We start from the raw sequence: 23,544 nt of genomic DNA on the forward strand, positions 1-23,544 counted from the left end.
CGAAAAAGCAGCGCTGAGAAAACAGGACCAGCTTGACCTCGCAGGGACCTCGCGGCGCTGGTCGCCGGTTTGTCCCTGGTGTTCTCAGCCGGCCTGGATACCTGACTGAGTAATGGCGCGCCCGAAAGGAGGGCAGAACCGTCAGAAATTTCGCAATACAATCAGCGCTTTGCAGGCGCCGCTAGTTTGCGATTTGTATGACCGGGTTGCCCATTAGGTCAATGCACTGCTGGTGCATGAGGCCGGTGACCACTTCAGGCCCGGCCTCATGCCCTTCATCATGTTAGCCTAGCGGGTCGGCGAGCTGGCACCCTTGCCCGATGCCCCCGGAGATGACCCCGAGCCCGCATCATTGGCGCCCGTGCTGTTCGTGGTGCCCGACCGGCTCTTATCGCCCGTCGAGGGTCCGCTACCGGCGGCTCCCGGTGAAGCCCCGGCGCCGGCATCGTTTGGCCCGGTCTTATCCATCGTGCCAGACTTCGTGGTCCCCGAGCCGCCTTCCGCAGCGAGGGCAGCCGATCCCAAAAGCAGAGTGCTGGCGAGGGCGAGCGTAATGGCCTTCATGGCGTTTCTCCCTGATGTTGGCGTGAAGCACGCTCGGGCAAACGCAGGCTTCTGGTGTGACGTTCCGGCACAGGGCAAGGTGACCATCCGGCAGGGAGAAGACTCTTCCGACTAAACCAGGGGTCACCCGTATGAAGGGCCATACTCGTGGCAGCGGATCAGCATTTCCCCCCTATGCCCGCCGCCAGGTTTCCCTCGGGCCGAACCTGATGGCCTTCCCTCACCCCGCGTTCCGCATGTGACCAGGCGCCCAACCTAATGCGGGCGTCACTTGCGCGTATCGATCTCGGCCACTTCCCTAAAGAACATAACGACCATGACCTCACCTGTCTCTGAGGTGATCTCGTAGATGAGACGGAGCGCCAGACCGAGGGGCGCCTCTGCTTTGACGATCTCGGATATTAGTAGCTTCGCGCTTCCGACTGCTTCGCTACGAGCCGCCTCGATGCTCTCGAACTCCCCTCCCTCAGGATCATGATGCAGATTGCTGCCATCCCGGAGATGAAAGTAGTAGCGCGGCATCGATATCTCTCGCAGGCGCCAAATTGGTCAAGCTTGGCGGCTTTCCCTTTAGCGTAGCAGCATCGTGAAAGTTAGCCTCTTCACAGAATGTCTGGCGGAGGTGGCGCCTTTGGGCGCTCCCACCCTAGGGGTTGTCATTAAGCATCTACGAGCGTTGATGGGTATTGACACGGACCATCAGAGGACTCAGCTTAGGGCGAGCGCCACCGAGGCCCGCCTCCCCCATGACCACCTTCATCGCCTACTGCCGCGTATCGACCGACAAGCAGGGCCGCTCCGGGCTCGGCCTAGAGGCCCAGCAGGCCGCCATCCAGTCCCACCTCCGGCCAGGAGACACCCTGCTTCAGCTGCCCTACGTCGAGGTTGAGAGCGGGAAGCGATCCGACAGGCCGAAGCTTCAGGCCGCCATTGAGCGGTGCCGGAGGACGGGCGCCACGCTCCTCATCGCCAAGTTGGACCGTCTGGCCCGCAACGTGGCCTTCATCTCCAACCTTATGGAAGGCGGGGTCGAGTTCGAGGCGGTGGACTTCCCGAAGGCCAACAGGCTCACGGTTCACATCCTCGCCGCCGTGGCAGAGCACGAGGCCAAGATGATCTCGGAGCGTACCAAGGCCGCCCTAGCAGCCGCTAAGCGCCGTGGGACAAAGCTGGGAGGGGATCGAGGCTACCGGCCACCCTCGCCACCATCGGCCGAAGACGTGGCCCAGGCGACGGCTGTGAGGCAGCGCAAGGCCGACCATGCGGCGTTCGCGGTGCTGCCGGTGCTGGAAGGGCTTCGGGGTGGTGGCGTGGTAAGCCTCAATGCCCTGGCCAAGCGGCTGAACGACATGGGCCACCAGACACCGCGCGGAGGTGCCTGGACGGCTACGGCGGTGAAGAGGGTCTTGGCGAGGGTGGCGGCTTGACGCCAGCCTTTCAGATGATCCGCGCTTCGCCGGGCTTGAGGCCAAGACGCTTCACGGATGCCGCGCCAAGCGAGCCGACATGGCGCGGCGCTGGGCCGGCGGGCTCGCATTGACCGGCAATCTTGAGCGCCTCACTTTCCGTCTTCGCAAGGATCGCATAGACGTTGTCGGTTTCGTCGAGCTGGCGGATGGCAATGAGGTATGCGGCTGAGGCGGCTTTCTTGGGCATTCTTCTCCGATGCCACGGCGTTTGCCATTCGAGAACCGCCAGGGCTTCATGGCAGCCACGGCGCAGGCCCAGGCGGAAGCCACCAAGGAAGCGCAGAGAGCCGGCATAGACCACGCCAGGGGCCGCGAGGAGGCCTATCGAGGCCGCAAGCCCAGCTTCACGCGGGACCAATTCGATGCCGTGCGGGGGGCTCTAGGCCAGGGGACGGGGGTCTCAGAGGTTGCGACTGCCACGGGACTGAGCCGGCAGACCGTCTATCGCATTCGCGATAACCCGGCGGAGGCAGAGGCAGCCTTGGCGCGGTGGGCGTGAAAGGACCTTAGCGTCCTGCCCCTACGAAACTTCGGGCCGCCCCCGAGACTTCTCGGGTATGTTCTTCTTCTTTTCCAACCGCCTCGGCTGTCTCGGATCAATCGTCGTTTCGGTGGTGCTCACCGTCATCGTCATTGCGGTCCTACGAGGACTGTAGGTCCGATAGGCGGCACTACTCCTCTTTTCTTTCTTCCCGCTCCTTCACCGCCTCGTCATACCCGGCGGTCCATTGAGCATGCGGCTCGGTCCCCTCCGCATAGGGGCAGTCCTGGCGCCTGAGCCCCTTGCCAAGCGCGTAGTAGCCGAGGGCGTGATGGTCGAGGTTGTCGTCTGGCGGCTGGGTCATGGCTGAAACGTAGGGCGCCAGGCGGCCCGACCAAGAGGCCCCTGGGCCTGGGCAGCGGCCTGTTAGCATCACCGAAGGGCATCCCACGCCATGCGGCTACAGGGATCGTGCGGAGGCCGCCACCAAGGGAGTACAAGACGCTCCGGGGAGCCCACTCAAAGGCTACGGGCAATGCCACGGTACTTCATCGACATCCATGACGGTGCCACTCACGTCAAAGATACGGTTGGCTTCGATCTCCCAGACCTCGACGCCGCACGGGCGAGGCTTGTGCAAATCATGCGCAGGGTAGCCGAAGGGTTCGACCCAGCCAATGACCGCCACGACTACCTCGGAGTGGTGCGAGACGACGCCCGGAGGGTGGTCTTCCGAGCCCACCTCTCGCTCGACATTGAGGCCGTTGGCGCACCTTGACTGAACCCCTCGGGCCGTGGCGTGTTCACTTTCCGTTCTCATGGTGAGTCGGAAGGGGAAGGCACAGCGTGGCACCGAGAGACAGCATAAAGCCACCGCCGCCATCAGCCCAAGGCTGCCAGGTCGAGGCCATCGCACAGGCTTACCTCAGGACCACCGAGGGCGACGCCTCCCAGGCTCTTCGCTTCGCCATCACCGATGCTATGGCTGACCTCATGGCCGCCGACATGCGGACCCGAGGCCTCAGCCGTCTCATCTCGCGAGGGTACGTGCGGGGCGGCCTAGACGAGCACGATGGCTCCGAGGCGGCCTGAGGTCCCGAGCCTCGCGGCCTACTCGGCCGGAAATCGTGACGCGTGCAGCAGCTTGCGGGCCCTCGCAAGGTACGTTTGACGCTCGGTAAGCGTAGCGGGTTTTTGCGAGCCTCCGGGGGCCACCGCTCGCCAGAAACGACCCGGGTTCTCCTTCTCAAAGATACGTTTGGCGCTCTCATGCACGTCGAGTTCTGTAATCTCGCTCATTGATCCGGCCGAAGGAGAAAAGGTGTCACCGCCGGATAGCGGCATCGGAACCACGCAACAAGCAAGCCGTTGATATCCAGATTGGACCTGTTCTAATTCGCAACTGAAGGCGGCCACGGTCGCCCATCCTATCTTAGGAGAACGACATGGCCGGCAATGCACACTGCGATAGCTGCAAGTTCTTTGACGAGCACAAGGTGAACGGCGCCCCGGCGTCTGGCGACCAGGGTCTGTGCCGCTACAACCCGCCCGTGACCCAGCCCGCCGCCGAGTCGAAGGGTCTTTGGCCGGTAGTGGCCAACAGTGATTGGTGCGGCCACTTTACGCCCGAGATGACCGCTGCCGAGTAAGCGTAGGGCGGATTTGAGTTGACGAGAGGCCAGCCTTCGGGTTGGCCTTTTGTCATTGGTGGTGGCGGTAGTGCTGAATCCCACCCCTATCCCTCAATCACTTAGCCCTGTTCGCCCCCGGTTGGCTTCGCGCCGGCTGGGGGCTTGTCGTTTGGCGTGGTGGCGGTCTGGGCCTCGCGCCGCTCTAGCTCGGAGACCACGGCGTCACGGATGAACTCGGCTCGGCGGTTCTTGCCTTCTATAGCGTCGATGCGCTCGGGCACCCCCTCCGGTAGGCGCACTAGGGTCGGCTTGACGCCTAGTAGGGGCCGACCGCGACGCTTTGAGGTTGCCTGTTCTGGCTGACCATCGGCCATGTCTGCCCTTTACCGATATCGGTATTGACGGATTATCCGTTATCGGAATATCCCTATGACCCGTTAAGGAGTCGTCACCGACAGTACCCCTTCACGCCACCTAGCCCGATCCCCGGAGCCCACCAATGAGCGAGCATCACGCTTTGCCTGCCGCTGCCGCATGCCTTGAGGCCAGCGCCAAGTATCCTGCCCTCCCCGCTTTCACCATCCCCGGCCAACTCGAAGCCCGAGCTGCATGGCACCGCCTGCCCGTCGAGACGCGGGACCGCATCGGCACGCTCGCGGTGGACCATGCCTTCGCGATGTTCCTCACGGGGGACCTCCTCGCCCCCGGGGAGCAAGTCCTAGCCGGTGATCCGCAAGCCCAGCACGAAGCCGGCCACCGCGCGGACGAGACGCTCGAAGACCTCATGGCCCTCATCGAAGGAGCGCTGCCCGAATTGTTCGGCGTCCAAGGGCAGCACCCGGCCTGGGCCATCAGCGCCACCGCCGCCACGACAGCCTGAGACCGGGGAGGATCAATATGCAGCAGCATCGCCATCACCACTCCCTAGGCGACGGCCTCCGCCTCAACAGCCGCGTCCACCTCATCGCTTACGAGGCAGCCCAACTTACCGATCCGCCTGCCGCGATCCGCAGGGCTCTCAACCTGCTCAGCATCAAGCATCGGCTCGGGGCTGACGAGTTCGGTGGTCTGGTCGAATTCGAGGAGGCGCGGCCCGTTATCGATGAGGGTTGCGGCCAAGGGTGGCTTAGCATCCATCTCACGGCCACCTTCGGGCTGAACTCGACGGACTTCGATGGGCGCTTCAAATGGGTGGCTGAGCGGGCAGAGCTTTGGCGGCGGATCGCTTCCGACCCTCTGGCCCACGTTGAATGGGCTGACGCGTCGGTGCCCGATCCCCTCGCGGCCCTCGCGGCTGTCTTCGAGTGGGCCGCATTCCTCGACTTCGGCCCGGGTATGCCGAGCCGTCTCCCCGTTATTGTGGAAGACCGGCACCTTGGCGGCTTCATGCTCTCCCCGCTGCCGAGTGCAGCCGATGAGCACGTTCGGCTCCGTGAGCTGTCTTGCGCGGCCTTCGAGGCGCGGGAGGCGGGGATTGAGGTTTCCGAGGACGGGGCTGGCACCTTCGCCACCCACGCCGCGACGGCATGGGACCTGGTGCATTTCCTTCAGGATGGGCTCAGGGTGGCAGCAACAATTGCGGGTCCCGTGCCATGCTTCATGGGCGCAGACGCGTAGAGGGTAAGGCCTCGCGATTTCTTTAAAGTAGGCGTTCGGCTAGAGGGGAGTGATAGAACCGAACACTTGCCGCTAGGTCGTGCACGTGCTGCCAATCGTTCCTGCCGTCCTTGCCGCGATATTCGATCAACAGGTGACCGTGTCGGCCGCCGAGCTGTGCAGGCTTTTGCCGATGAGCAGTGCCCTGCTGCGCTCACATATTAAACACGGGAACATTGACTTCATCGAGTTTGGCTTTGGACGTAAGTCGCCCCGCCGCTTCACGTTAGAGCAAGTGATGCGGTTCATATCGAGTCGAAGTTTTCGCGAGGTTCCCTACCCAATCAGACCCAACCGGCAAGCAATTGTAAACGCAACCCCCGTAGATGAGGGGTCTATTTCTTTTCGCATTGCATTGCGTGAGGAAAAACGGCGTAAGGAGCTATTAAATGCAAGGCGTGCCGAATGGTCAAAGCTAGGTCCATCGCGCTTCAGTCAGCCTCTTAGTTTGGGGCTTGATGTAAGTCCACTGGCGAAAGCTGCACGTAAACGCCTTCGCGAGGATACAAAGGCACAAGCGCTTAAAGATAAGGAGGCAGCAGCCCATGCACGTCAAGCGAAGAAGGATAAAACCCAACCTCCGCCCGGCGAAGACTTCGACGTTTGGAAAACCCGGATGGCATCTGAGCGTAAACTGCTTGCGGCCAAGCGTACCGCTGCCGCCCTGCTAAAGGCGGAGGGAAAGAAGTGTTGAGCAATAAGCACGTCTGCCTTTCCCCCGTTCACATAAATGGATTCGCCAATACGTGAGCCGCCCTCTTAACCCCCGAGCCGCCCTCGCAAAGGCACGCGGCATCAGGCCCGCCACGTTGGAAATCCGGGAGCGGGCCGCGATGCGGGGCGGCGACGCTCTGCCCATGTGCCCGACCTGTGGCAGCCCTCCGGCGGCCCGTGCCGGAGAGGGCCTGTCGCAAATCTACTGCCGGCAATGCTGCCAGCGGGCTAACCGTCACGGGTCGCATTTCAAGACGACTTACCCGGCGGCAACGCTCCGCCCGTACCGGCATGCCGCGCAACGCTTCCTCAGGGCTCATCTGCTCGATACCTGGATAGTCCACGCGCTTCACGCGCTGGCGGCCCTGATGGACCACGCAGGGCCGGTCGAGAGGGTGGTGGATGTCTACCGCCTCCCGCCGGCCGACAAGGCACGGGCAGCTCTCGCACGCATGAGGAGGCGCGAGGTGCCCCCGGAGCGGCTTCTGGTGAACTACCTCGCTGTTTGCTGCGCCATCGCCACCGACCCGATCTCCCCGGGGAGCGAGACCGCCAACTACCGGCGGGTACAGGCGGCGAAGGTCTGCGCACGGACGGCTGCGTCGAACGATGGCTACTACTCCGACAGGCTCAAGAATGAGCGCTACGCGCGAAGCACTGGCCAAGCTCTGGTTCACCTCGGGCGGTGGCTTGAGGAGGCCTGCGAGCATGTCGAGACGGCGCACCTCGCGGCCATCCTTGAGCTTGCTCGGGCAGGCACCACCGCCGCCCCGTCGCAGCGCACCGACCACACGAGCGAGTGATATAATGTTACAGTGGTGGGACGCACAGATTGAGGATTCTGATTCAGGAGGCAAAGAACCGCCGGCTCCGTGGGTGAACTTCGATCCGCAGCGTCGTGCTTCCTCGCTCGAAATGAAGAAAGCTGTCTCCTCGGTTGTCGCCGCCGTAGAGTGCTTTCAGACAGTCCATCACCCTCGCATCAGAGGGCGGGGCGCAGCTCGGCAAGACCGCTTCATTGCCGCTATTGAGGCCTTGGTCTGCAATCTCGCGGGGCTAAGTCTCGATCCTCGTTCCCGACCGCTTGCTGTTCCTCGAAGCAATAAGGCGATGTGGCCCAGCAACGGCTTTGTAAGCCCGATCTACGGCCAGCATTTTCGTGATGCGCTAGAGTTTATGGAAGCCCCCGAACTTGGTCTTATCGAACCAGTGGGGAAGGGCTTCAGCTATCAGGGGAACGCCTGGAAGCTTTCGACCGTACGCCCCACGACGGCGCTCTACAATCTCCTGCCCAGAGAGCCGACAACGTGGGACGCATTTCGTCGTATTCCTGCCGAGCATGTTCTTCTCCGACGCAAGCGGAAGGTGGCGGGGGCCCAGCGCGGCGAGCTGGATGACTATGCCGATACCGACTATTCGGCAGGTCTGCGCCATGAAGTCGAGCGCATCAATGCGTGGCTCGCCGACGCGGCGTTCTGGCTTCTCCCAGACGGCTCTTCACACGGGCTCGCGACCTCAGGCCAACCCTGTGATCCTACGCGGCGGTCACTCAGAAGGATATTTGCGAACGGCAGATGGGATCAGGGCGGGCGCCTCTACGGCGGGTTTTGGATGACGATGCCCCGCGAAGACCGCTTCAAGCGATTGCGGATTGCCTCGAAGCAAAGCCCGCATGGCGAGCCGGTGGCCAACGTCGATTTTCGCCAGTTCAACCTTCGCGCCGCTTATGGGCTTACGAATCAGCCGGTGCCCTCGGGCGACCTTTACGATGTTCGGGGCGACGGGGCTTTCCGTGACGGCTTCAAGGTTCTCATGAACGCGATGTTCTACGTGCCCAGCCGCCTTACGCGGCTACCTGCCGAAGCCCAGGTGGCCTTTCCGTCCGGCACAAAGGCCCGTGATGCCGTCGCCGAAGTCGAGCGGTTTCACGCGCCTATCGCCCACCTGTTCGGGACGGAAGTCGGCTTCCGCCTAACTGCAATAGAGAGCACCATCCTCGTGACGGCCCTCGCGATCTTATTCAACAAGGGCATCACCGCCTTGCCGCTGCACGATGCAGTTCTGGTAGCCGAGTCCGAAGCGGCGCTTGCGGCCGATGCCATGGAAGAAGCCTCTGAATTTTTCTCTCCAGAGTTCGGCGCGAGGCCCAGCATCGAGTTTTATCGAGCCTCGACAGACACTTAAGTTGCATCTTCGGTCTTAATCCTCCGCTTATATGGTGGCCCCTCTGGTGTCTCCTCGAAGTAGAGCCGGCGGGAATGACTTTCTTATCTCGGTCCTCTTGACAGGATTACAGACCTCCCCATTCTCAGCACAGTTGCCAGGGACGTGCGGGGCAGAACCCCGAGACTACAGCGAGCCCTTTGGACGACTAACCCTCCCGCCGAACTCGCCGCAAGGTGACAAGGTGTTCGGAGATGAGGGCGAGGCCAAGCCTCACCAAGTCCCTCAGCGGGGCGTGCGATTGGGACCGAAGCCCAGTCGAGCACACGCAGGCCGCCACCACCCGTCCACATGAGGGTTCTCCAGTTGTTGCGATCTTGGTGCGCTCCCGGCGCCCGACACCACGACTCTGCCTGTGCGACGAGGGATCGGAGGCATCTGCCCCGGTCTCAGACCATCCAAGCCCATACCCGCCACCGATACGGATTGAGGCACACACTCGATGCCATCCAACGACAACAACGAGTCAACCCGGCGCGAGAGCCGAGGCTACCGCCCGATGAGCCTAGAAGCTTGGGGGGCACGGATTGCCTTCCTTCGCCAAGCTCTCGCCAAGGTCCAGAACCCCGAATTACCCGACCCGGATTTGGGTCTCCTCACTATCGATCCGCACGGACCCTTGACGTCCATCTGGGTTGCAGCCGCACCCAACAATGGCCCGCCCGCCATCTTCTTCAGGACCCGAAACCTCAAGATTAAGCCCCGGTCTGGCCCTCCCGAAATCTTCCTGATGATGGAGTTGCTAATTGCCTTTGGTGGCGGTCTCTCCGTCAACGACAACGGAAGGGGTCTCGCCTACGTCCGGCTTTGGGGCGGCAACGAGCGGCACGACCTTGGGCGCCTGATCGTGGATGCTCGGCGCGGTCAACTCGCCCTTCAAGACAAGCAGGTCGACCACCGCGAGCAATACTTTCAGCCGGCAGACGGCAATGATCGTCCCAAACTTCCGCATCGTATGCCGAGACGGGACCGGGAGGACGCCATCAAGACGGCTCTCGGCTACTGGGACCGGAACCACCGGAGAGCTGAGTTCAAGGTGAGCCGCGCTGAATACGAGGCCATCATCCGCGATAGCTTCCGGCTAGTGGACGCCTACAGACGACTAGAGCGGTGTCCGACCGATTTGAATCGTCTGGGGTTTCGAGAGCGGCGCAGATGTGATTCGATGCCTGGCTTTCCAGGAGGAGAGCCGAATGCCCTCAGCCCTGTCAGCCGATCTGCGTGAACGCGTCGTGGCAGCGATCGAGGCAGGAGCCTCGCGCCGGGAAGCCGCCAGACGGTTCGAGGTCAGTCCCGCCAGCGCCGTGCGCTGGCACGAAGCCTTCGTTCGGGAAGGACGCACACGGGCCAAGCGGATGGGCGGCGATCAGCGCTCGCACGCCATCGAGGCCCAGGCCGCCCTGATCCGGCAGACCTATGAGGCCAAGCCGGAACTGTTCCTGCATGAGATGCGCGCCCGCCTGGCCGACAACGGGCTGCGGGTCGGGGTGAGCAGCCTATCCCGCTTCTTCAAGCGCCACGGCATCACGCGTAAAAAAACACCGGGCACGCCGCCGAGCAGGATCGGGAAGACGTGAAGGCGGCCCGCCTGGCCTGGTTCGAGGGCCAGCCTGAGCTTGATCCAGACAAGCTCGTGTTCCTCGACGAGACCGCGACCAACACGAAGATGACGCGTCGCTACGGGTGGGCTCCACGGGGCGAACGCTGCCGGGTGGCCGTGCCGTTCGGGCACTGGAAGACCATCACGGTTACGGCGGGCCTGCGGGCCAGCGGCTTGACGGCGACCGCGCTCTTCGACGGACCGATGACCGGCGCTCGCTTCCGCAACTATGTCGAGGAGACCCTGATCCCGACCTTGAAGCCCGGTGACACGGTCGTGCTCGACAACCTGCCCGCCCACAAGGTCAGCGGCATCCGAGAGCGCATCCAGGCGGCCGGAGCCCAGCTTCTTTACCTGCCCGCCTACTCCCCCGACTTCAACCCGATCGAACTGGCCTTTGCCAAGCTCAAGGCGGCGCTGCGTGCCGAGGCCGCCCGCACGATCGCGGACCTCTGCGACACCATCAAACAGGCTTTCAAGCGCTTCACACCGAATGAGTGCCGCAACTACCTCGTGGCCGCAGGATACGATGCTTTTGACCCTACTTGATCGGATGTAGCCCTAGCGCTCACCGTGGCCCGGCTCCCCAAGACCCGCTCAGGCAAGATCCTGCGCGGCACGATGAAGAAGATCGCCGACGGCGAAGCCTGGACCACCCCGCCCACCATCGATGACGCGGCCGTACTGGACGAGATCGGCGAGAGCTTGAAGGGGAGGGGGATCGGAGCCTGAGCGTTCCCTTCCCCTAACGGTTGGCGCGCCAGCAGAATGCGATCCGGGGGCCAACTGAAAGATGCGCGCAGCGGCATGATCCCCGCCGAAGGGGGAGCCGCTGACACGGCGCGTCTTGCGCTGGATCCCGGATCACCCTCCGGCGCTGCTCCTACGGCAGTCACACCTGTCGCGGGATGCGCGGCTCTCCTCCCCCTTGTGGGGAGGAGTGGGAGGTGGGGCGACCCTCAGCCGTCGGAGGCTGGCGGAGCCACCCCCACTCCTAGCCCCTCCCCACAAGGGGGAGAGGGACGCGCTCTGCCTGGAAAAAGCAGGATATGTGACTCCAGTAAGCTGTCGCTCCGGGACGCTGGAAAGGGGGCGGGAAACACGGATCCTGCGCGTCCATCCCTGGCATCGGGGACGCGGGTGCTCCATCTAGGCTGTCAGCCAAGACCGGAGCCCGCACATGACCGCACGCCTGTTCGAGCCCCTGTCCCTAGATGGCCTGACGCTGCCCAACCGCATCATCGTCGCTCCCATGTGCCAGTATTCGGCCCATGCGGGACAGGCGGGCGACTGGCACCTGATGCATCTGGGGCAGCTCGCCATGTCGGGCGCGGGCCTGCTGACCCTCGAGGCCACCGCGATCTCGCCGGAGGCGCGGATTTCGCCCACCGATCTCGGGCTCTATTCGGACGAGACCGAGCTGGCGCTGGGCCGGGTGCTGGACGCGGTGCGGCTGCGTGCGCCGATCCCCATCGCGATCCAGATCAACCATGCCGGCCGCAAGGCGTCGAGCCGGGCGCCCTGGGACGGCGGCTCGCAGATCGATCCCGAAGCGCCCGACGGCTGGCGGACCGAGGCGCCCTCGGCCGTTCCCCATGGCGAGGGCGAGGTTCCGCCCCATGCCCTCGATGCGGAGGGGCTGAAGCGCATCCGCGACGGGTTCGTGGAGACGGCCAGACGCGCCCTGCGCATCGGGATCGACGGGTTCGAACTCCACGGCGCCCACGGCTACCTGCTGCACCAGTTCCTCTCGCCGCTCTCCAACCACCGCACGGACGACTATGGCGGCAGCCTGGCGAACCGCATGCGCTTTCCCCTCGAATGTTTCGAGGCGGTGCGCGAGGTGGTGCCGGCCGGTCGGCCGGTCTGGATGCGGGTCTCGGCCACCGATTGGGTCGAGGGCGGCTGGACCCTCGACGAGACGGTGGAACTGGCCCACGCGCTCAAGCGGCGCGGATCGGCCGCGATCCACGTCTCCACCGGGGGCCTCTCCACCCGCCAGGAGATCCCGCTCTCGCCGGGCTATCAGGTCCCCTTCGCCGAGCGGGTGAAGGCCGAGACCGGGCTCACGACCATCGCGGTCGGCCTCATCACCGAGGCGGCGCACGCGGAATCGATCCTGGCCGAGGGCAAGGCCGACGCGGTCTCGCTCGCCCGCGCCATGCTGTACGATCCGCGCTGGCCCTGGCACGCGGCGGCCGAACTCGGCGCGCAGGTGAGCGCGCCCAAGCAGTACTGGCGCTGCCAGCCGCGCCAGTTCAAGACCCTGTTCCGCGACACCCAGTTCGGGCAACGCTGACCCGTTTTCAGGCATTGAGCATGGACGACGACATCACGACGATCACGGTGCAACGCGTCCGCTACGACGAGGAGAACGGCATCAGCCTGATCTCCGGCGCGGACGACGAGGACGAGCCGGCGGGCTATTTCATCATCCAGATCGAGAAGGGCGACCCCGACGGGCCGCTCATCGAAATCTTCGGCGAGGACCTGACCCAGTCCGACGGGGTGACGGCGCTTGAGATCGGCGTGCGCCACCTGCACTTCAGCTTCGAGCCGACGAGCCTGATCGGGGCGGAGATGCCGATGGTGCGGATCGAGTCGATGACGGAGATCGCCGAGGTCGCCAAGGCGCGGCTCCGGGTCGCCTTCGGCAAGCGGGCGCGGCTGGCCTGATCGGCGGCTCCTACTTCGCCACCGCTCCCACCAGCGGCCCCAGTGGCCGGCTGATGTCGGAGCGGTTGATGCCCGGCGCGTAGAGGCTGGACACGCTGCCGTCGAGGAACAGGGCGTTGGCGCAGCCGAGGGTGTCCTTGAACAGGCGGGCGAAGGAACCGAAGGTCACGGGGCGCTCGGAAATCGCGAAGATGGCGGTGCGGCCGTCGTCGCGGACGCCGACCCCGTTGCGGATCTTCTGGCTCGGCCCGTCGGTGGAGATCTTCGGGTGGATCTTGCCGTCGATCACCAGCATCGGCCCCGACTGCGTGGCGAAATCCGGCTTGATCTTCTGGCGCAGGTAGCGGGCCGTGTCGGTGACGCCCGCGCGCTCGCCCTTCACGTAGAAGATGCCGTTGGGCTTGAGGTGGAAATTGCCCGGCCCGTTGGCGGTGGAGACGCCCTTCATCTCGCGGCCCTCCTCCACATAGAGGCCCACCGGCGCCTGACCCTTGTCGTACATGCCGCCGTTCATGGCGAAGCTGAGCTTCGGCCCCACCTTCTCGCCCAGAGTCGAGAGCGAGGAATAGGGAAGGCCGTCGGCGCCGAGCCAGAACACCCGCACCCGCTCCCGGCGCAGGTCCACCGTGCAGACCGTGAAGGTCTCGCCCTCGGACTGCACCGCATTGCACGGCGACGGGGCGGCGGGCGCGGCCCGCGCGGGGAGGGGGGCGAGACCCGCCGCACCCATGAGAAGCATGGCTCCGGCGACGGCTCCGGAAAAGCCTCGGGCAAGGGCGGGTCGCGGTGACGTCATCGTGGAATCCCGAGGCGGAGCCATCATCCGCCCTCCCGTGCGGACGAGGGGGCGCGCGGTGTCCTCGCCCGAAACGGGAGGCGTTTTCAAGGCGTGCCGGCCGCCTGTTTCACCGACCTGTGATCGGCCCGACGGATGCGGGACAAAATGTGCCATGAACCGTTTGGCGAGCCTGGGCGTTCTGCAACCACTGGGGACAAGAACCTGTCTTTGGAGACAAGACGATGAAACGCATTGTTCTGGCAGCGACCGCGATGGTCGGCGCTCTGGCGATGATCCCGGCGACGGCGGAAGCGCGCGGCGGCTGGGGTGGCCACGGTGGCTTCGGCCATGGTGGGGGATTTGGCCATGGAGGCTTCGGCCGAGGTGGTTTCGCTCACGGCGGCTTCGGTCGAGGCGGCTATGGCGGCGGATTCCGTAGCGCTGGCTTCGGTTATCGCGGCGGCTGGGGTGGGCATCGCGGCTACGGCTGGCGCGGCGGCTACGGCCGTGGCTACGGTTACGGCCTCGGCGGTCTCGGCCTCGGCGTGGGCCTCGGGCTCGCGGCCGGCGGCCTCTATGGCGGCTACGGCGGCTATGGCGGATACCCCGCCTATGGCTACGGATATGCTCCGGCCGCCTATGGCGGATACGGCGGCTACGGTGGCGAATGCTACACCGTTCCGCGCACCCGGTGGACCCCCTACGGTCCTCGCCGCATCCTGGTCGAGCGCTGCTACTGAGCGGTCACGATCGAGACGATCTCCCGAGGAAGGGGCCGCTCCGGCGGCCCCTTTTTCGTTGGATGAGGCTTGCCGCGACGTCATCGCCGGCCCTTCTCCTCCCTCCGCATCGGCATGGCATCGATCGTGGCAAACAGCCGGGCGGCCGGGATCGGCGCGGCCTCGGTGAGCTTTGCATCCCCGTCCTTGCCCACGAGCAGGACGCGAAAGTCCCTGGGCCCGATCCCGAACCGGGCGCGGATGCGGTCCGCCTCGGCGCCCGTCCCGATCGCCTCCACCACGACGAGGTCGCGCTCCGCGTAATCCGCCCGTCTCGCCCGCGCGTCGCGCCTCTGCGCCTCGATGCGCGGATCTGCGCCCTCCGGTGCCACGATGACGAGGACCCGCGATCTCCAGCGATGGACGGCGAGAGGGTCGTCGGCCAGGGCCGGCGCCGCGAGGCCGGACAAGGCGGCGATGGCGGCGAAGAGAAGCGGGCGGGTCATCGGGGCGGTCCTATCGCTGGCGGGGCGGCAGCCCTTGCGCGTCAACGCCGCCGGGCGCGGGCGGTGCCTCGGCCCGATAGGGGAACACCGGCGCCGGATCGGCCTTGTCGCCATGTCCCCCGAGGCGGGCACGCCCGTCAGAGACCATCCTTCACCTCAACCGGAGTGCCAGATCATGGTCGCCGTGAACCGCAGCATCGTCCTCGCCTCCCGTCCGCACGGAGAGCCGACCGCCGCGCATTTCCGCCTCGAGGAGAGCCACACTCCGGCGCCGGGGGAGGGGGAGGTGCTGCTGCGCAACCGCATCCTCTCCCTCGATCCCTACATGCGGGGGCGCATGAGCGCGGCGAAATCCTATGCCGAGCCCGTCGCCATCGGCGCCACCATGGTCGGGGCCACCGTGTCGGAGGTCGTCACCTCGCGGCATCCCGAGTTTCGCGAGGGCGACGTGGTCACCGGTTTCGGGGGCTGGCAGGACTTCGCCATCTACGATGGACGCGGCCTGCGCAAGCTCGATCCCGACGCCGCACCGGTCAGCACGGCCCTCGGCGTCCTCGGAATGCCGGGCATGACCGCCTATACCGGCCTCCTCACCGTCGGGCGGCCGAAGGCGGGGGAGACCGTGGTGGTCGCCGCCGCCGCCGGGCCGGTGGGCTCCCTCGTCGGGCAGATCGCCAAGCTGAAGGGCGCGCGCGCCGTCGGCATCGCCGGGGGACCGGAGAAATGCGCCTATCTCACCGACGTGCTCGGCTTCGACGCGGCGGTGGATCATCGCACCGACGACCTGCCCGGCGCGCTCGCCGCCGCCTGCCCCGACGGGATCGACGTGTATTTCGAGAACGTTGGCGGCGCGGTGTTCGACGCGGTGCTGCCGCTCCTCAACGACTTCGCCCGCATCCCCGTCTGCGGGCTCGTCTCGGGCTACAGCCTCACCGAACTACCGCCGGGGCCGGACCGCAGCCCCGTCCTCATGCGCGCCGTCCTGACGAAGCGCCTGACCCTGCGCGGCTTCATCGTGTGGGATTTCGCCGACCAGGAAGAGGAGTTCCTGAGCGAGGTCGGAACCTGGCTGCGTGAGGGACGCATCCAGCACCGGGAGGATATCGTCGACGGTCTCGAAGCCGCGCCGGAGGCCTTCATCGGGCTGCTGAAGGGCCGGAATTTCGGCAAGATGCTGGTGCGGATCGCGTGAGCGCCGGGCGCGCGATCCTTGCGCGCCAAAACGAACAAATGTAGAACATCGGGCTGTGATCGGTGGGGACAAATTCGACCCGGCGATTGCCGCCCGGCGAGCCGAAGCTCATGAAGGGCAGACGAGACGGCCGGCAGGGTGAGCGGCCTTCGGTGAGATCGATCGAGAGGAGAGCGGCATGGCCGGCAGCGTCAACAAGGTGATTTTGGTGGGCAATCTCGGGCGCGACCCCGAGACCCGGCGCCTCGCCTCCGGCGACCCCGTGGTCAACCTGCGCATCGCCACGTCCGAGTCCTGGAAGGACAAGGCGTCGGGCGAGCGCAAGGAGAAGACCGAGTGGCACGCGGTCGTGATCTACAACGAGAACCTGGCCCGCGTCGCCGAGCAATACCTGCGCAAGGGCTCGAAGGTCTATATCGAGGGCCAGCTCCAGACCCGGAAATGGGCGGACCAGTCCGGCGTCGAGAAATACACCACCGAGGTGGTGCTCCAGCGCTTCCGCGGTGAACTGACGCTCCTCGACGGCCGCAGCGGCGGCGGCGGCGAGATGGGCGCCGACGACGAGGGTGGCGGCCAGATCAGCCGCGGCGGCGATTACGGCGGTGGCCGTGGCGGAGATCGCGGCGGCGACAGGGGCGGCGATCGCGGCGGAGAGTATGGCGGTGCCCGCTCCTCCGGCGGAGAACGTCGTCCGGCCGCAAGCCCGTCGAAGCCCAACTACGACCTCGACGACGATATCCCGTTCTAGGGATCTGCCGTTGCCCTCATCGGCTTCCGACGGACGGGACACATGTCCTGAGCCGTCCTCTGCCCGGCCCGCTCAGAGGGCGGACCGGCGCGTGTTCCCGGACATTCGGGGACGGATATCAGGCTTAGAGCGTCTGCGATGAGGCCCGCACCATCTCCGAGGCGACATCCAAAAGGGTCTCCCCGGTGAGATCCGGCGCCTGCAGGGCCGGTGAGAAGGGCACGCCACGAGCGACATAGCCGGTCATGAGGCCGGCGATCCTGGCGCCGTGGAGATCCCACGGGTGGGTCGCGATCAGGGCCATCTCGCCCGGGGCAATCCCGGCGGCCCGTGCCGCATGGTGGTAGACCTCGGCGCGCGGCTTCGACAGCTTGACCTCCTCGACGGAGAGGACCCGCTCCACGAGCCCCTCCATGCCCGCCGCTGCGAGCAATCCCTTCGTGGTCGCGGCGGCGCCATTGCTCAGGGCGAAGACCCGGATGCCGGCCTCCGTGAGCCGCCGGAACGCGGCTTTGGCGTCCTCGTGCGGGGGCAGCGCCTTCATCATGGCGAGCAAGGCCGTCTTGTCCTCCGACGATGCGGAGAGGCCGTGCATGGCGAGCAGCTCGTCGAGGCACCCCGACAGCACGGACTGGAAGGGCGCGAAGGTGCCGGTCGCCGCCAGGGCGAACATGTCGCGCAACCCGGCGGTGTAGAGGAAGTCCAGGGCGAGCGGCGGCAGGCCCATCGCCACCAGTGCGGGCCGCATCGGCTCCATGCTGAACACGGTGCCGATGATGTCGAAGGCCACGGCCTTCGGGCGAGTGAGCATGACGGTTCCCCTCTCGGTGAGTGCGGCGGGATCGATGGCGTCGGGTAACCGGTCCCACTGTCTGCCGGTTCACACGCACCGCGTCTGCGTGCTTCCCTCGGCGCGATCTAGCAAGGGAGGAATCGATGCGCGTCATGGTTCTGGTCAAGGCCACCACGGACAGCGAGGCGGGGATCATGCCGTCCCTCGATCTGCTCACCGCCATGGGCGAATTCAACGGGGAACTCGCCAGGGCCGGCATCCTGCTCGCCGGCGAGGGCCTGCATCCGTCCGCCAAGGGTAAGCGGGTCGGCTTCGACGGCGCCACCCGCACCGTGAGCGACGGCCCGTTCGCCTCCACCGGGGAACTGGTCGCCGGCTTCTGGCTCTGGCAGGTGACGGACATGGAGGAAGCGCTGGACTGGGTGAAGCGCTGTCCCAATCCGATGCCCGGCCCGAGCGAAATCGAGATCCGGCCGCTCTACGAGATGTCCGACTTCGCGGGCGTCGCGGAGGAGTGAGGGGCACGACGCTTCGCTTGGGGCATTTTGGTGTACCCGGAGCGACGCGGAGGGCGATCCGGAACCGGGGGCGGGACGGGCCGCGTCCACGTATCGTGACGGTTCGGCCGCTCCACGACCTTCATCCGTAGGCCCGGGATCGGGTTCCACCGCCGCTCCGCTTGTCCGTGGAAGGGGGTGGAGACCGAACGGCCCCGCATTCTCTGACATCGCCGTCGCAAGCGCTTGCGGCGTCTGGGATTTGTCGATGTGGTCGCGACGTGTCCGGCGGTGGCGCGGCGGCATCGGATGGCGTATGGAGAAAGCCCGAGACAGGGCGTGACGCGGACGGCCTTTTCGAGGCCACGCGGAACGCCCCGCTCCCCACTTTCCCATGCGCCCGGCGCTCCATGCGGCCCCGGCCCGCCGGACCCGTCACAGGCAGAGATCGAAGACCTTGGCAGAGAACGACGATACCGGCGCCGGCGCGACGCCGCCCGCCTCGGACATCAAGCCCGTTTCCATCACCGACGAGATGCGCCGCTCCTATCTCGATTACGCCATGAGCGTGATCGTGAGCCGGGCACTGCCCGACGCGCGGGACGGCCTGAAGCCGGTGCACCGGCGCATCCTCTACTCGGCCTATGAGAGCGGGCACCTGCCCGAGCGCAAATACGTCAAGTCGGCCCGCATCGTCGGCGACGTGATCGGTCTCTACCATCCGCACGGCGACCAATCGATCTACGACGCCTTGGTCCGCATGGCCCAGGACTTCTCGATGCGGCTCATGCTCATCGACGGGCAGGGCAATTTCGGCTCCGTGGACGGCGATCCCCCGGCGGCCATGCGCTACACCGAGTCGCGCCTGGCCAAGCCCGCCAACGCGCTGCTCGCCGATATCGACAAGAACACCGTCGACTTCCAGCCGAACTACGACGAGTCGCGCGAGGAGCCGAAGGTTCTGCCCGCGCGCTTCCCCAACCTCCTCGTCAACGGGGCCGGCGGCATCGCGGTGGGCATGGCCACCAACATCCCGCCGCACAATCTCGGCGAACTCATCGACGCCTGCATCGCCCTCATCGACGATCCGGGCCTGACCATCGAGCAGCTCACCGAATACGTCCCCGGCCCCGACTTCCCCACCGGCGGCTCGATCCTCGGCCGCGCCGGGGTGCGGCAGGCCTACGCCACGGGGCGCGGTTCGGTCATCATGCGGGCGAAGTCGCACGTGGAGGAGCTGCGCAAGGAGCGCGAGGCCCTGATCTTCACCGAGATCCCGTATCAGGTGAACAAGGCGACTCTCATGGAGAAGATCGCCGAGCTGGTGAAGGAGAAGCGCGTCGAGGGCATCTCGGATCTCCGCGACGAATCCGACCGCGACGGCATGCGCATCGTCGTCGAGATCAAGCGCGATTCGATGGCCGACGTGGTGCTGAACCAGCTCTACCGCTTCACGCCGCTGCAGAGCTCGTTCGGCTGCAACATGGTGGCGCTCAACGGCGGCCGCCCCGAACTGATGAACCTGAAGGACCTGCTCACGGCCTTCGTCGATTTTCGCGAGGAAGTCGTCTCGCGGCGGACCAAGTTCCTCCTCGGCAAGGCTCGCGAGCGCGCCCACGTCCTGTGCGGTCTCGCCATCGCGGTGGCCAATATCGACGAGGTCATCCGCCTCATCCGCACCTCGCCCGATCCGAACACCGCCCGCGAGGCCCTGATGGGCCGCCTCTGGCCGGCGCTCGACATCGCGCCGCTCATCGCCCTGGTGGACGACCCGCGCCACCGCGTGGACGCGGACGGCAATTACCGCCTCTCCGAGATCCAGGCCCGCGCCATCCTCGACCTGCGCCTGCAGCGCCTCACGGCACTGGGCCGCGACGAAATCGGCGACGAGCTCCAGAAGCTCGCCGACGAGATCGCCGATTACCTCGACATCCTGCGCTCGCGCCTGCGCATCATGACCATCGTCAAGGACGAGCTGACCGAGGTCCGCGAGGCCTATGCCACGCCGCGCAAGACCATGATCCTCGACTGGGATTCCAACGTCGAGGACGAGGACCTGATCCAGCGCGAGGACATGGTCGTCACCGTGTCCCATGCCGGCTACGTCAAGCGCGTGCCGCTCTCGACCTACCGGGCCCAGCGCCGGGGCGGCAAGGGCCGCTCGGGCATGTCCACCCGCGACGAGGATTTCGTCACCCGCCTGTTCGTGGCCAACACCCACACGCCGATCCTGTTCTTCTCGAACCAGGGCCAGGTCTACAAGGAGAAGGTCTGGCGCCTGCCGATGGCCGCCCCCAACGCCCGCGGCAAGGCGCTCGTCAACATCCTGTCCATGGATGCGGGCACGGAGCGCATCACCACGATCATGCCTTTGCCCGAGGACGAAGCGTCCTGGGAGACCCTGGACGTGATGTTCGCCACCGCCAGCGGCGGGGTGAGGCGCAACAAGCTGTCCGACTTCGTGCAAGTGAACCGCGCCGGCAAGATCGCGATGAAGCTCGACGAGGGCGACCACATCGTCCACGTGGAGATCTGCAAGCCCGAACAGAACGTCCTGCTCACGACCGCCAACGGCCAGTGCATCCGCTTCCCCGTGGAGGACGTCCGCGTCTTCAAGGGCCGCGATTCCACCGGCGTGCGCGGCATCAGCCTCGCCCAGGACGACCGCGTCATCTCGATGACGATCCTCAACAGCTTCGAGGCGACCCCCGACGAGCGGGCGGCCTTCCTGAAGATGCAGCGGGCCGTGATCGGCGATACCGAGGGCGGCGACGCCGATTCCGAGGACATCGCGACGGATGCGCCGCTCCTCTCGCAGGAGCGCTACGCCGAGATGGGGGCCGCCCAGCAATTCGTGCTCACCCTCTCCGAGCGCGGCTACGGCAAGCGCAGCTCCTCCTTCGAGTATCGAATCTCGGGTCGCGGCGGCAAAGGCATCACCGCCATGCGGGTCAACCCGCGCAACGGCAACCTCGTCGCCTCCTTCCCGGTGCAGCCCGCCGACCAGATCATGCTTGTGACCAATGCCGGTCAGCTCATTCGTGTACCGGTGGACGATATCCGCATCGTCGGCCGGGCCTCGCAGGGGGTGACGGTGTTCAACACCGACAAGACCGAACGCGTGGTGTCGGTGGAGCATATCGAAGGTGAAGGCGAAGGTGAGGACGATGCCGGAGAGGTGACGGCCATCGATCCCGCCGGAGACGCCACCTGACGGAAACTTTATTCAGAATAATCTTGGCTCGACCGAGTTCAGTCCAAGACCTTGCCTTCCGAATGCCGGTCCTGTGCAACACTCGGCCGGCATTCCCGTTTCGGCGGCTGGTCTTCGGTGTTGCAGACAAGTCATATCCGGCGCGGAGACTCACGGCTAAGTTCGCTCTTCGGAGACATATCGCTCCCGTATCCGTGCCGTTTCGAACCAGACGTTCGGCATGGATACCGGAGTCGCGAAAAAGCTCTGACGGACAAGCACGTCGTTCCGCGGATTCATCAACCGGACGTCGTCGACCAAACTTCGAAGACCGAAACTTCGGGCGGGCGCTCCAACGGGGCCTCCGCCCTTTTTCGTACCGCGCCGATGCCGGGAGGCTCGGCCCCCGGGCCGGGATGGTCGCGGGCGGTTCCGTTTCGAGGCGAAATGCTCTACGCCCACCGGTAATGATCCGCACCGCGCTCTACGCCGGCTCTTTCGACCCGGTCACGAACGGACACCTCGACGTCATCCGTCAGGCCTGCCGGCTCGTGCAGCACCTCGTGATCGCCATCGGCGTTCATCCGGGCAAGGCCCCCATGTTCTCGCCGGACGAGCGGGCCGACCTCCTGCGGGCGACCTGCGCGCCCCTCGCCGAGGCCGAAGGCGCCGCCCTCGACATCGTCACCTTCGACGATCTGGCGGTGTCCGCGGCCCGGCGCTCGGGCGCCAGCATCTTCATCCGCGGCCTGCGCGACGGCACGGATCTCGACTACGAGATGCAGCTCGCCGGCATGAACGGCGCCATGGCGCCGGAGGTGCAGACGGTGTTCCTGCCCGCCTCCACGGGGGTTCGGCCGATCACCGCAACCCTGGTGCGCCAGATCGCGGCCATGGGGGGCGACGTCTCCCCCTTCGTCCCGCCCCTCGTGGCCGAACGGCTCGCCGCGCGCTTCGCGAAAGCCTGATCCCTTCCATCCACCTCCTTCAACGGACCGGAGACCGCTCCCTCATGACTCATCGGACCCTCCATCGGCGGACCGCCGTCCTGTCCCTGGCCCTCGCCGCCATGATCGGGTTCGCCCCCGTGGCACGGGCGGCTGACGACAACACGGTCTATCTCGACACCAAGGACGGCCGCGTCACCATCGAGCTGCGCCCGGACCTCGCCCCGCAGCACGTGGCCCAGCTCAAGACCCTCATCAAGAAGGGCTTCTACGACGGGCTGAAGTTCCACCGGGTCATGGACGGGTTCATGGCCCAGACCGGCGACCCGAAGGGCAACGGCACCGGCGGCTCGTCCCTGCCGAACATCCCGGCCGAGTTCTCGCAATCCCCGTTCCGCCGCGGCACGCTGGGCATGGCCCGCTCGTCCGATCCGAACTCGGCGAACTCGCAGTTCTTCATCTGCCTCGGCGACGCGCCGTTCCTGAACGGCCAGTACACCGTGATCGGGCTGGTCTCCTCGGGCATGGAGGCCGTGGACAAGATCAAGAAAGCGGCCAAGGACGCTCCGGGCGGCGCGGTCCAGAACCCGGACAAGATCGTGAAGATGCAGATGGCCCAAGGCGCTAAATGAGCGGAGCCGCCAAATGACCGGAGGCGCGAAATGACCGGAGCCGCGACAGGGGGGCGCCCGATGCGCCTCGCCGTCGCCGCGTCGGCGGTCGCGATCGGAGCAGCCTTGACCGGCACCGCCATTGCGGGAGCCGGACTGCCGCCGACGCTGCCCGAGACCCTGCGGGTCACGGTGCAGGCGCCGGAGGGCGGCATCGCCGCGAGCCCGGCCGATACGCTCCAGGAGCTCTATCCGAGGCTCGCCGCCTGCTGGGAGGTACCGCAGGGCCTCGCCGGTTTCCCGCGCACCGAGATCACCGCCCGCTTCGCCCTACGACGGGACGGGTCCGTCATCGGCGAGCCGCGCATCACCTTCACGATGCAGAATGCCGATCGGCGCGGCAGGGACATCCTGACCCGCTCAACCCTCGACGCGATCCGGCGCTGCACGCCGGTCGCGATCACGCCGGCGCTCGGCGCCGCCATCGCGGGGCGTCCCATCGCCCTGCGATTCCTCTACCAAGGTCCCAAGGGACAAGGAGTCTGA

Annotated in this window: 29 protein-coding genes and 1 pseudogene; 23 read left to right on the forward strand and 7 right to left on the reverse strand. The window is 66.0% G+C overall.

The window, feature by feature from the left end; all coding sequences use genetic code 11:
- Window positions 1-288 precede the first annotated feature (288 nt).
- Complete coding sequence (locus MKK51_RS27460) at window positions 289-564, reverse strand: hypothetical protein (RefSeq protein WP_313898843.1); 276 nt, start codon at window positions 562-564, stop codon at window positions 289-291.
- Window positions 565-831: 267 nt separating this feature from the next.
- Window positions 832-1,086 carry a DUF6894 family protein gene (locus MKK51_RS26145; RefSeq protein WP_243982635.1) on the reverse strand — a complete coding sequence of 85 codons (255 nt, stop codon included), beginning with the start codon at window positions 1,084-1,086 and terminating at the stop codon, window positions 832-834.
- Window positions 1,087-1,310: 224 nt separating this feature from the next.
- Between MKK51_RS26145 and MKK51_RS26150 the strand changes: the two genes are divergently transcribed.
- On the forward strand, window positions 1,311-1,991 hold the full coding sequence (locus tag MKK51_RS26150; RefSeq protein WP_243982636.1) for a recombinase family protein: 681 nt from the start codon (window positions 1,311-1,313) through the stop codon (window positions 1,989-1,991).
- 10 nt (window positions 1,992-2,001) lie between these two features.
- Here MKK51_RS26150 and MKK51_RS26155 read toward each other — a convergent pair whose 3' ends face one another.
- Window positions 2,002-2,220 carry a hypothetical protein gene (locus MKK51_RS26155; RefSeq protein WP_243982638.1) on the reverse strand — a complete coding sequence of 73 codons (219 nt, stop codon included), beginning with the start codon at window positions 2,218-2,220 and terminating at the stop codon, window positions 2,002-2,004.
- 42 nt (window positions 2,221-2,262) lie between these two features.
- Here MKK51_RS26155 and MKK51_RS26160 point away from each other — a divergent pair.
- Window positions 2,263-2,532: pseudogene (locus tag MKK51_RS26160) on the forward strand (helix-turn-helix domain-containing protein); the annotation flags it as partial.
- 172 nt (window positions 2,533-2,704) lie between these two features.
- On the opposite strand, the gene MKK51_RS26165 reads toward MKK51_RS26160, so the two are convergent.
- A complete protein-coding gene (locus MKK51_RS26165) occupies window positions 2,705-2,878 on the reverse strand; it encodes a ribosome modulation factor (protein WP_243982640.1) in 174 nt (57 codons plus the stop codon).
- Window positions 2,879-3,049: 171 nt separating this feature from the next.
- On the opposite strand from MKK51_RS26165, the gene MKK51_RS26170 reads away from it, so the two are divergent.
- From MKK51_RS26170 to MKK51_RS26230, 13 genes are all read left to right on the forward strand, one after another.
- Entirely contained in the window at window positions 3,050-3,292 is a 243-nt protein-coding gene (locus MKK51_RS26170) for a DUF6894 family protein (protein ID WP_243982641.1), read from the forward strand.
- Between the two features lie 68 nt (window positions 3,293-3,360).
- Window positions 3,361-3,606, forward strand: coding sequence for a hypothetical protein (locus tag MKK51_RS26175; protein ID WP_409565771.1), 246 nt, complete (start codon window positions 3,361-3,363; stop codon window positions 3,604-3,606).
- 353 nt (window positions 3,607-3,959) lie between these two features.
- A complete protein-coding gene (locus MKK51_RS26180; RefSeq protein ID WP_243982643.1) occupies window positions 3,960-4,163 on the forward strand; it encodes a hypothetical protein in 204 nt (67 codons plus the stop codon).
- A 481-nt stretch (window positions 4,164-4,644) separates the two neighbouring features.
- The gene (locus tag MKK51_RS26185) at window positions 4,645-5,025 is read left to right on the forward strand and encodes a hypothetical protein (RefSeq protein ID WP_243982645.1); all 381 of its coding nucleotides are present in this window, start codon (window positions 4,645-4,647) and stop codon (window positions 5,023-5,025) included.
- A gap of 17 nt (window positions 5,026-5,042) precedes the next feature.
- Window positions 5,043-5,762, forward strand: coding sequence for a DNA-directed RNA polymerase (locus MKK51_RS26190; RefSeq protein WP_243982646.1), 720 nt, complete (start codon window positions 5,043-5,045; stop codon window positions 5,760-5,762).
- Window positions 5,763-5,847: 85 nt separating this feature from the next.
- Complete coding sequence (locus tag MKK51_RS26195; RefSeq protein WP_243982648.1) at window positions 5,848-6,495, forward strand: hypothetical protein; 648 nt, start codon at window positions 5,848-5,850, stop codon at window positions 6,493-6,495.
- Window positions 6,496-6,547: 52 nt separating this feature from the next.
- Complete coding sequence (locus tag MKK51_RS26200; RefSeq protein WP_243982650.1) at window positions 6,548-7,318, forward strand: hypothetical protein; 771 nt, start codon at window positions 6,548-6,550, stop codon at window positions 7,316-7,318.
- A 73-nt stretch (window positions 7,319-7,391) separates the two neighbouring features.
- Window positions 7,392-8,699 carry a hypothetical protein gene (locus MKK51_RS26205; protein WP_243982652.1) on the forward strand — a complete coding sequence of 436 codons (1,308 nt, stop codon included), beginning with the start codon at window positions 7,392-7,394 and terminating at the stop codon, window positions 8,697-8,699.
- 481 nt (window positions 8,700-9,180) lie between these two features.
- Window positions 9,181-9,963, forward strand: coding sequence for a hypothetical protein (locus MKK51_RS26210; protein ID WP_243982654.1), 783 nt, complete (start codon window positions 9,181-9,183; stop codon window positions 9,961-9,963).
- A protein-coding gene (locus MKK51_RS26215; protein ID WP_243982656.1) for an IS630 family transposase occupies window positions 9,932-10,887 on the forward strand; the annotation gives its coding sequence in 2 pieces (ribosomal slippage) (window positions 9,932-10,271 and window positions 10,271-10,887; 957 coding nt in all). The genes MKK51_RS26210 and MKK51_RS26215 overlap by 32 nt, the downstream gene beginning before the upstream one ends.
- Before the next feature lie 24 nt (window positions 10,888-10,911).
- Window positions 10,912-11,070 carry a hypothetical protein gene (locus MKK51_RS26220; RefSeq protein ID WP_243982658.1) on the forward strand — a complete coding sequence of 53 codons (159 nt, stop codon included), beginning with the start codon at window positions 10,912-10,914 and terminating at the stop codon, window positions 11,068-11,070.
- A 448-nt stretch (window positions 11,071-11,518) separates the two neighbouring features.
- Complete coding sequence (locus MKK51_RS26225; protein ID WP_243982660.1) at window positions 11,519-12,637, forward strand: NADH:flavin oxidoreductase/NADH oxidase; 1,119 nt, start codon at window positions 11,519-11,521, stop codon at window positions 12,635-12,637.
- Window positions 12,638-12,657: 20 nt separating this feature from the next.
- Window positions 12,658-13,014: a hypothetical protein gene (locus MKK51_RS26230; RefSeq protein WP_243982662.1), complete on the forward strand. Its 357-nt coding sequence runs from the start codon at window positions 12,658-12,660 to the stop codon at window positions 13,012-13,014.
- Between the two features lie 10 nt (window positions 13,015-13,024).
- On the opposite strand, the gene MKK51_RS26235 is transcribed toward MKK51_RS26230, so the two are convergent.
- Complete coding sequence (locus MKK51_RS26235) at window positions 13,025-13,753, reverse strand: phosphodiester glycosidase family protein (protein WP_243982838.1); 729 nt, start codon at window positions 13,751-13,753, stop codon at window positions 13,025-13,027.
- Between the two features lie 281 nt (window positions 13,754-14,034).
- Between MKK51_RS26235 and MKK51_RS26240 the strand changes: the two genes are divergently transcribed.
- Entirely contained in the window at window positions 14,035-14,532 is a 498-nt protein-coding gene (locus MKK51_RS26240) for a hypothetical protein (RefSeq protein WP_243982664.1), read from the forward strand.
- Window positions 14,533-14,612: 80 nt separating this feature from the next.
- On the opposite strand, the gene MKK51_RS26245 is transcribed toward MKK51_RS26240, so the two are convergent.
- The gene (locus MKK51_RS26245) at window positions 14,613-15,017 is read right to left on the reverse strand and encodes a DUF4174 domain-containing protein (protein ID WP_243982665.1); all 405 of its coding nucleotides are present in this window, start codon (window positions 15,015-15,017) and stop codon (window positions 14,613-14,615) included.
- Window positions 15,018-15,192: 175 nt separating this feature from the next.
- Here MKK51_RS26245 and MKK51_RS26250 point away from each other — a divergent pair, with 175 nt between their 5' ends.
- Both MKK51_RS26250 and ssb read left to right on the forward strand, forming a co-directional pair.
- Window positions 15,193-16,209: an NADP-dependent oxidoreductase gene (locus MKK51_RS26250; RefSeq protein ID WP_243982666.1), complete on the forward strand. Its 1,017-nt coding sequence runs from the start codon at window positions 15,193-15,195 to the stop codon at window positions 16,207-16,209.
- A 178-nt stretch (window positions 16,210-16,387) separates the two neighbouring features.
- Entirely contained in the window at window positions 16,388-16,957 is a 570-nt protein-coding gene (ssb, locus tag MKK51_RS26255) for a single-stranded DNA-binding protein (RefSeq protein ID WP_243982668.1), read from the forward strand.
- Between the two features lie 124 nt (window positions 16,958-17,081).
- Here the strand turns inward: ssb and MKK51_RS26260 are convergent, their stop codons facing one another.
- Window positions 17,082-17,768, reverse strand: coding sequence for a haloacid dehalogenase type II (locus MKK51_RS26260; RefSeq protein ID WP_243982677.1), 687 nt, complete (start codon window positions 17,766-17,768; stop codon window positions 17,082-17,084).
- Between the two features lie 125 nt (window positions 17,769-17,893).
- Here MKK51_RS26260 and MKK51_RS26265 point away from each other — a divergent pair, with 125 nt between their 5' ends.
- The 5 genes from MKK51_RS26265 to MKK51_RS26285 all read left to right on the forward strand — a co-directional run bounded on the left by MKK51_RS26265 (window position 17,894) and on the right by MKK51_RS26285 (window position 23,544).
- Entirely contained in the window at window positions 17,894-18,268 is a 375-nt protein-coding gene (locus MKK51_RS26265; protein WP_243982679.1) for a YciI family protein, read from the forward strand.
- A gap of 436 nt (window positions 18,269-18,704) precedes the next feature.
- Window positions 18,705-21,461, forward strand: a complete 2,757-nt coding sequence (gyrA, locus tag MKK51_RS26270; protein ID WP_243982681.1) for a DNA gyrase subunit A — start codon at window positions 18,705-18,707, stop codon at window positions 21,459-21,461.
- 446 nt (window positions 21,462-21,907) lie between these two features.
- Complete coding sequence (gene coaD, locus MKK51_RS26275; protein ID WP_243982683.1) at window positions 21,908-22,408, forward strand: pantetheine-phosphate adenylyltransferase; 501 nt, start codon at window positions 21,908-21,910, stop codon at window positions 22,406-22,408.
- A gap of 44 nt (window positions 22,409-22,452) precedes the next feature.
- Window positions 22,453-23,019: a peptidylprolyl isomerase gene (locus tag MKK51_RS26280; protein ID WP_243982685.1), complete on the forward strand. Its 567-nt coding sequence runs from the start codon at window positions 22,453-22,455 to the stop codon at window positions 23,017-23,019.
- A 30-nt stretch (window positions 23,020-23,049) separates the two neighbouring features.
- Window positions 23,050-23,544: a hypothetical protein gene (locus tag MKK51_RS26285; RefSeq protein ID WP_243982686.1), complete on the forward strand. Its 495-nt coding sequence runs from the start codon at window positions 23,050-23,052 to the stop codon at window positions 23,542-23,544.

Origin of the sequence: Methylobacterium sp. E-045 (assembly GCF_022829685.1) — a bacterium.
GTDB lineage: Bacteria > Pseudomonadota > Alphaproteobacteria > Rhizobiales > Beijerinckiaceae > Methylobacterium.

Coding starts and splice junctions, on each gene's coding strand:
- MKK51_RS27460 (WP_313898843.1), bottom strand. CDS start 564: ATGAAGGCCATTACGCTCGCCCTCGCCAGCACTCTGCTTTTGGGATCG.
- MKK51_RS26145 (WP_243982635.1), bottom strand. CDS start 1,086: ATGCCGCGCTACTACTTTCATCTCCGGGATGGCAGCAATCTGCATCAT.
- MKK51_RS26150 (WP_243982636.1), top strand. CDS start 1,311: ATGACCACCTTCATCGCCTACTGCCGCGTATCGACCGACAAGCAGGGC.
- MKK51_RS26155 (WP_243982638.1), bottom strand. CDS start 2,220: ATGCCCAAGAAAGCCGCCTCAGCCGCATACCTCATTGCCATCCGCCAG.
- MKK51_RS26165 (WP_243982640.1), bottom strand. CDS start 2,878: ATGACCCAGCCGCCAGACGACAACCTCGACCATCACGCCCTCGGCTAC.
- MKK51_RS26170 (WP_243982641.1), top strand. CDS start 3,050: ATGCCACGGTACTTCATCGACATCCATGACGGTGCCACTCACGTCAAA.
- MKK51_RS26180 (WP_243982643.1), top strand. CDS start 3,960: ATGGCCGGCAATGCACACTGCGATAGCTGCAAGTTCTTTGACGAGCAC.
- MKK51_RS26185 (WP_243982645.1), top strand. CDS start 4,645: ATGAGCGAGCATCACGCTTTGCCTGCCGCTGCCGCATGCCTTGAGGCC.
- MKK51_RS26190 (WP_243982646.1), top strand. CDS start 5,043: ATGCAGCAGCATCGCCATCACCACTCCCTAGGCGACGGCCTCCGCCTC.
- MKK51_RS26210 (WP_243982654.1), top strand. CDS start 9,181: ATGCCATCCAACGACAACAACGAGTCAACCCGGCGCGAGAGCCGAGGC.
- MKK51_RS26225 (WP_243982660.1), top strand. CDS start 11,519: ATGACCGCACGCCTGTTCGAGCCCCTGTCCCTAGATGGCCTGACGCTG.
- MKK51_RS26230 (WP_243982662.1), top strand. CDS start 12,658: ATGGACGACGACATCACGACGATCACGGTGCAACGCGTCCGCTACGAC.
- MKK51_RS26235 (WP_243982838.1), bottom strand. CDS start 13,753: ATGCTTCTCATGGGTGCGGCGGGTCTCGCCCCCCTCCCCGCGCGGGCC.
- MKK51_RS26240 (WP_243982664.1), top strand. CDS start 14,035: ATGAAACGCATTGTTCTGGCAGCGACCGCGATGGTCGGCGCTCTGGCG.
- MKK51_RS26245 (WP_243982665.1), bottom strand. CDS start 15,017: ATGACCCGCCCGCTTCTCTTCGCCGCCATCGCCGCCTTGTCCGGCCTC.
- MKK51_RS26250 (WP_243982666.1), top strand. CDS start 15,193: ATGGTCGCCGTGAACCGCAGCATCGTCCTCGCCTCCCGTCCGCACGGA.
- ssb (WP_243982668.1), top strand. CDS start 16,388: ATGGCCGGCAGCGTCAACAAGGTGATTTTGGTGGGCAATCTCGGGCGC.
- MKK51_RS26260 (WP_243982677.1), bottom strand. CDS start 17,768: ATGCTCACTCGCCCGAAGGCCGTGGCCTTCGACATCATCGGCACCGTG.
- MKK51_RS26265 (WP_243982679.1), top strand. CDS start 17,894: ATGCGCGTCATGGTTCTGGTCAAGGCCACCACGGACAGCGAGGCGGGG.
- coaD (WP_243982683.1), top strand. CDS start 21,908: ATGATCCGCACCGCGCTCTACGCCGGCTCTTTCGACCCGGTCACGAAC.
- MKK51_RS26280 (WP_243982685.1), top strand. CDS start 22,453: ATGACTCATCGGACCCTCCATCGGCGGACCGCCGTCCTGTCCCTGGCC.
- MKK51_RS26285 (WP_243982686.1), top strand. CDS start 23,050: ATGACCGGAGCCGCGACAGGGGGGCGCCCGATGCGCCTCGCCGTCGCC.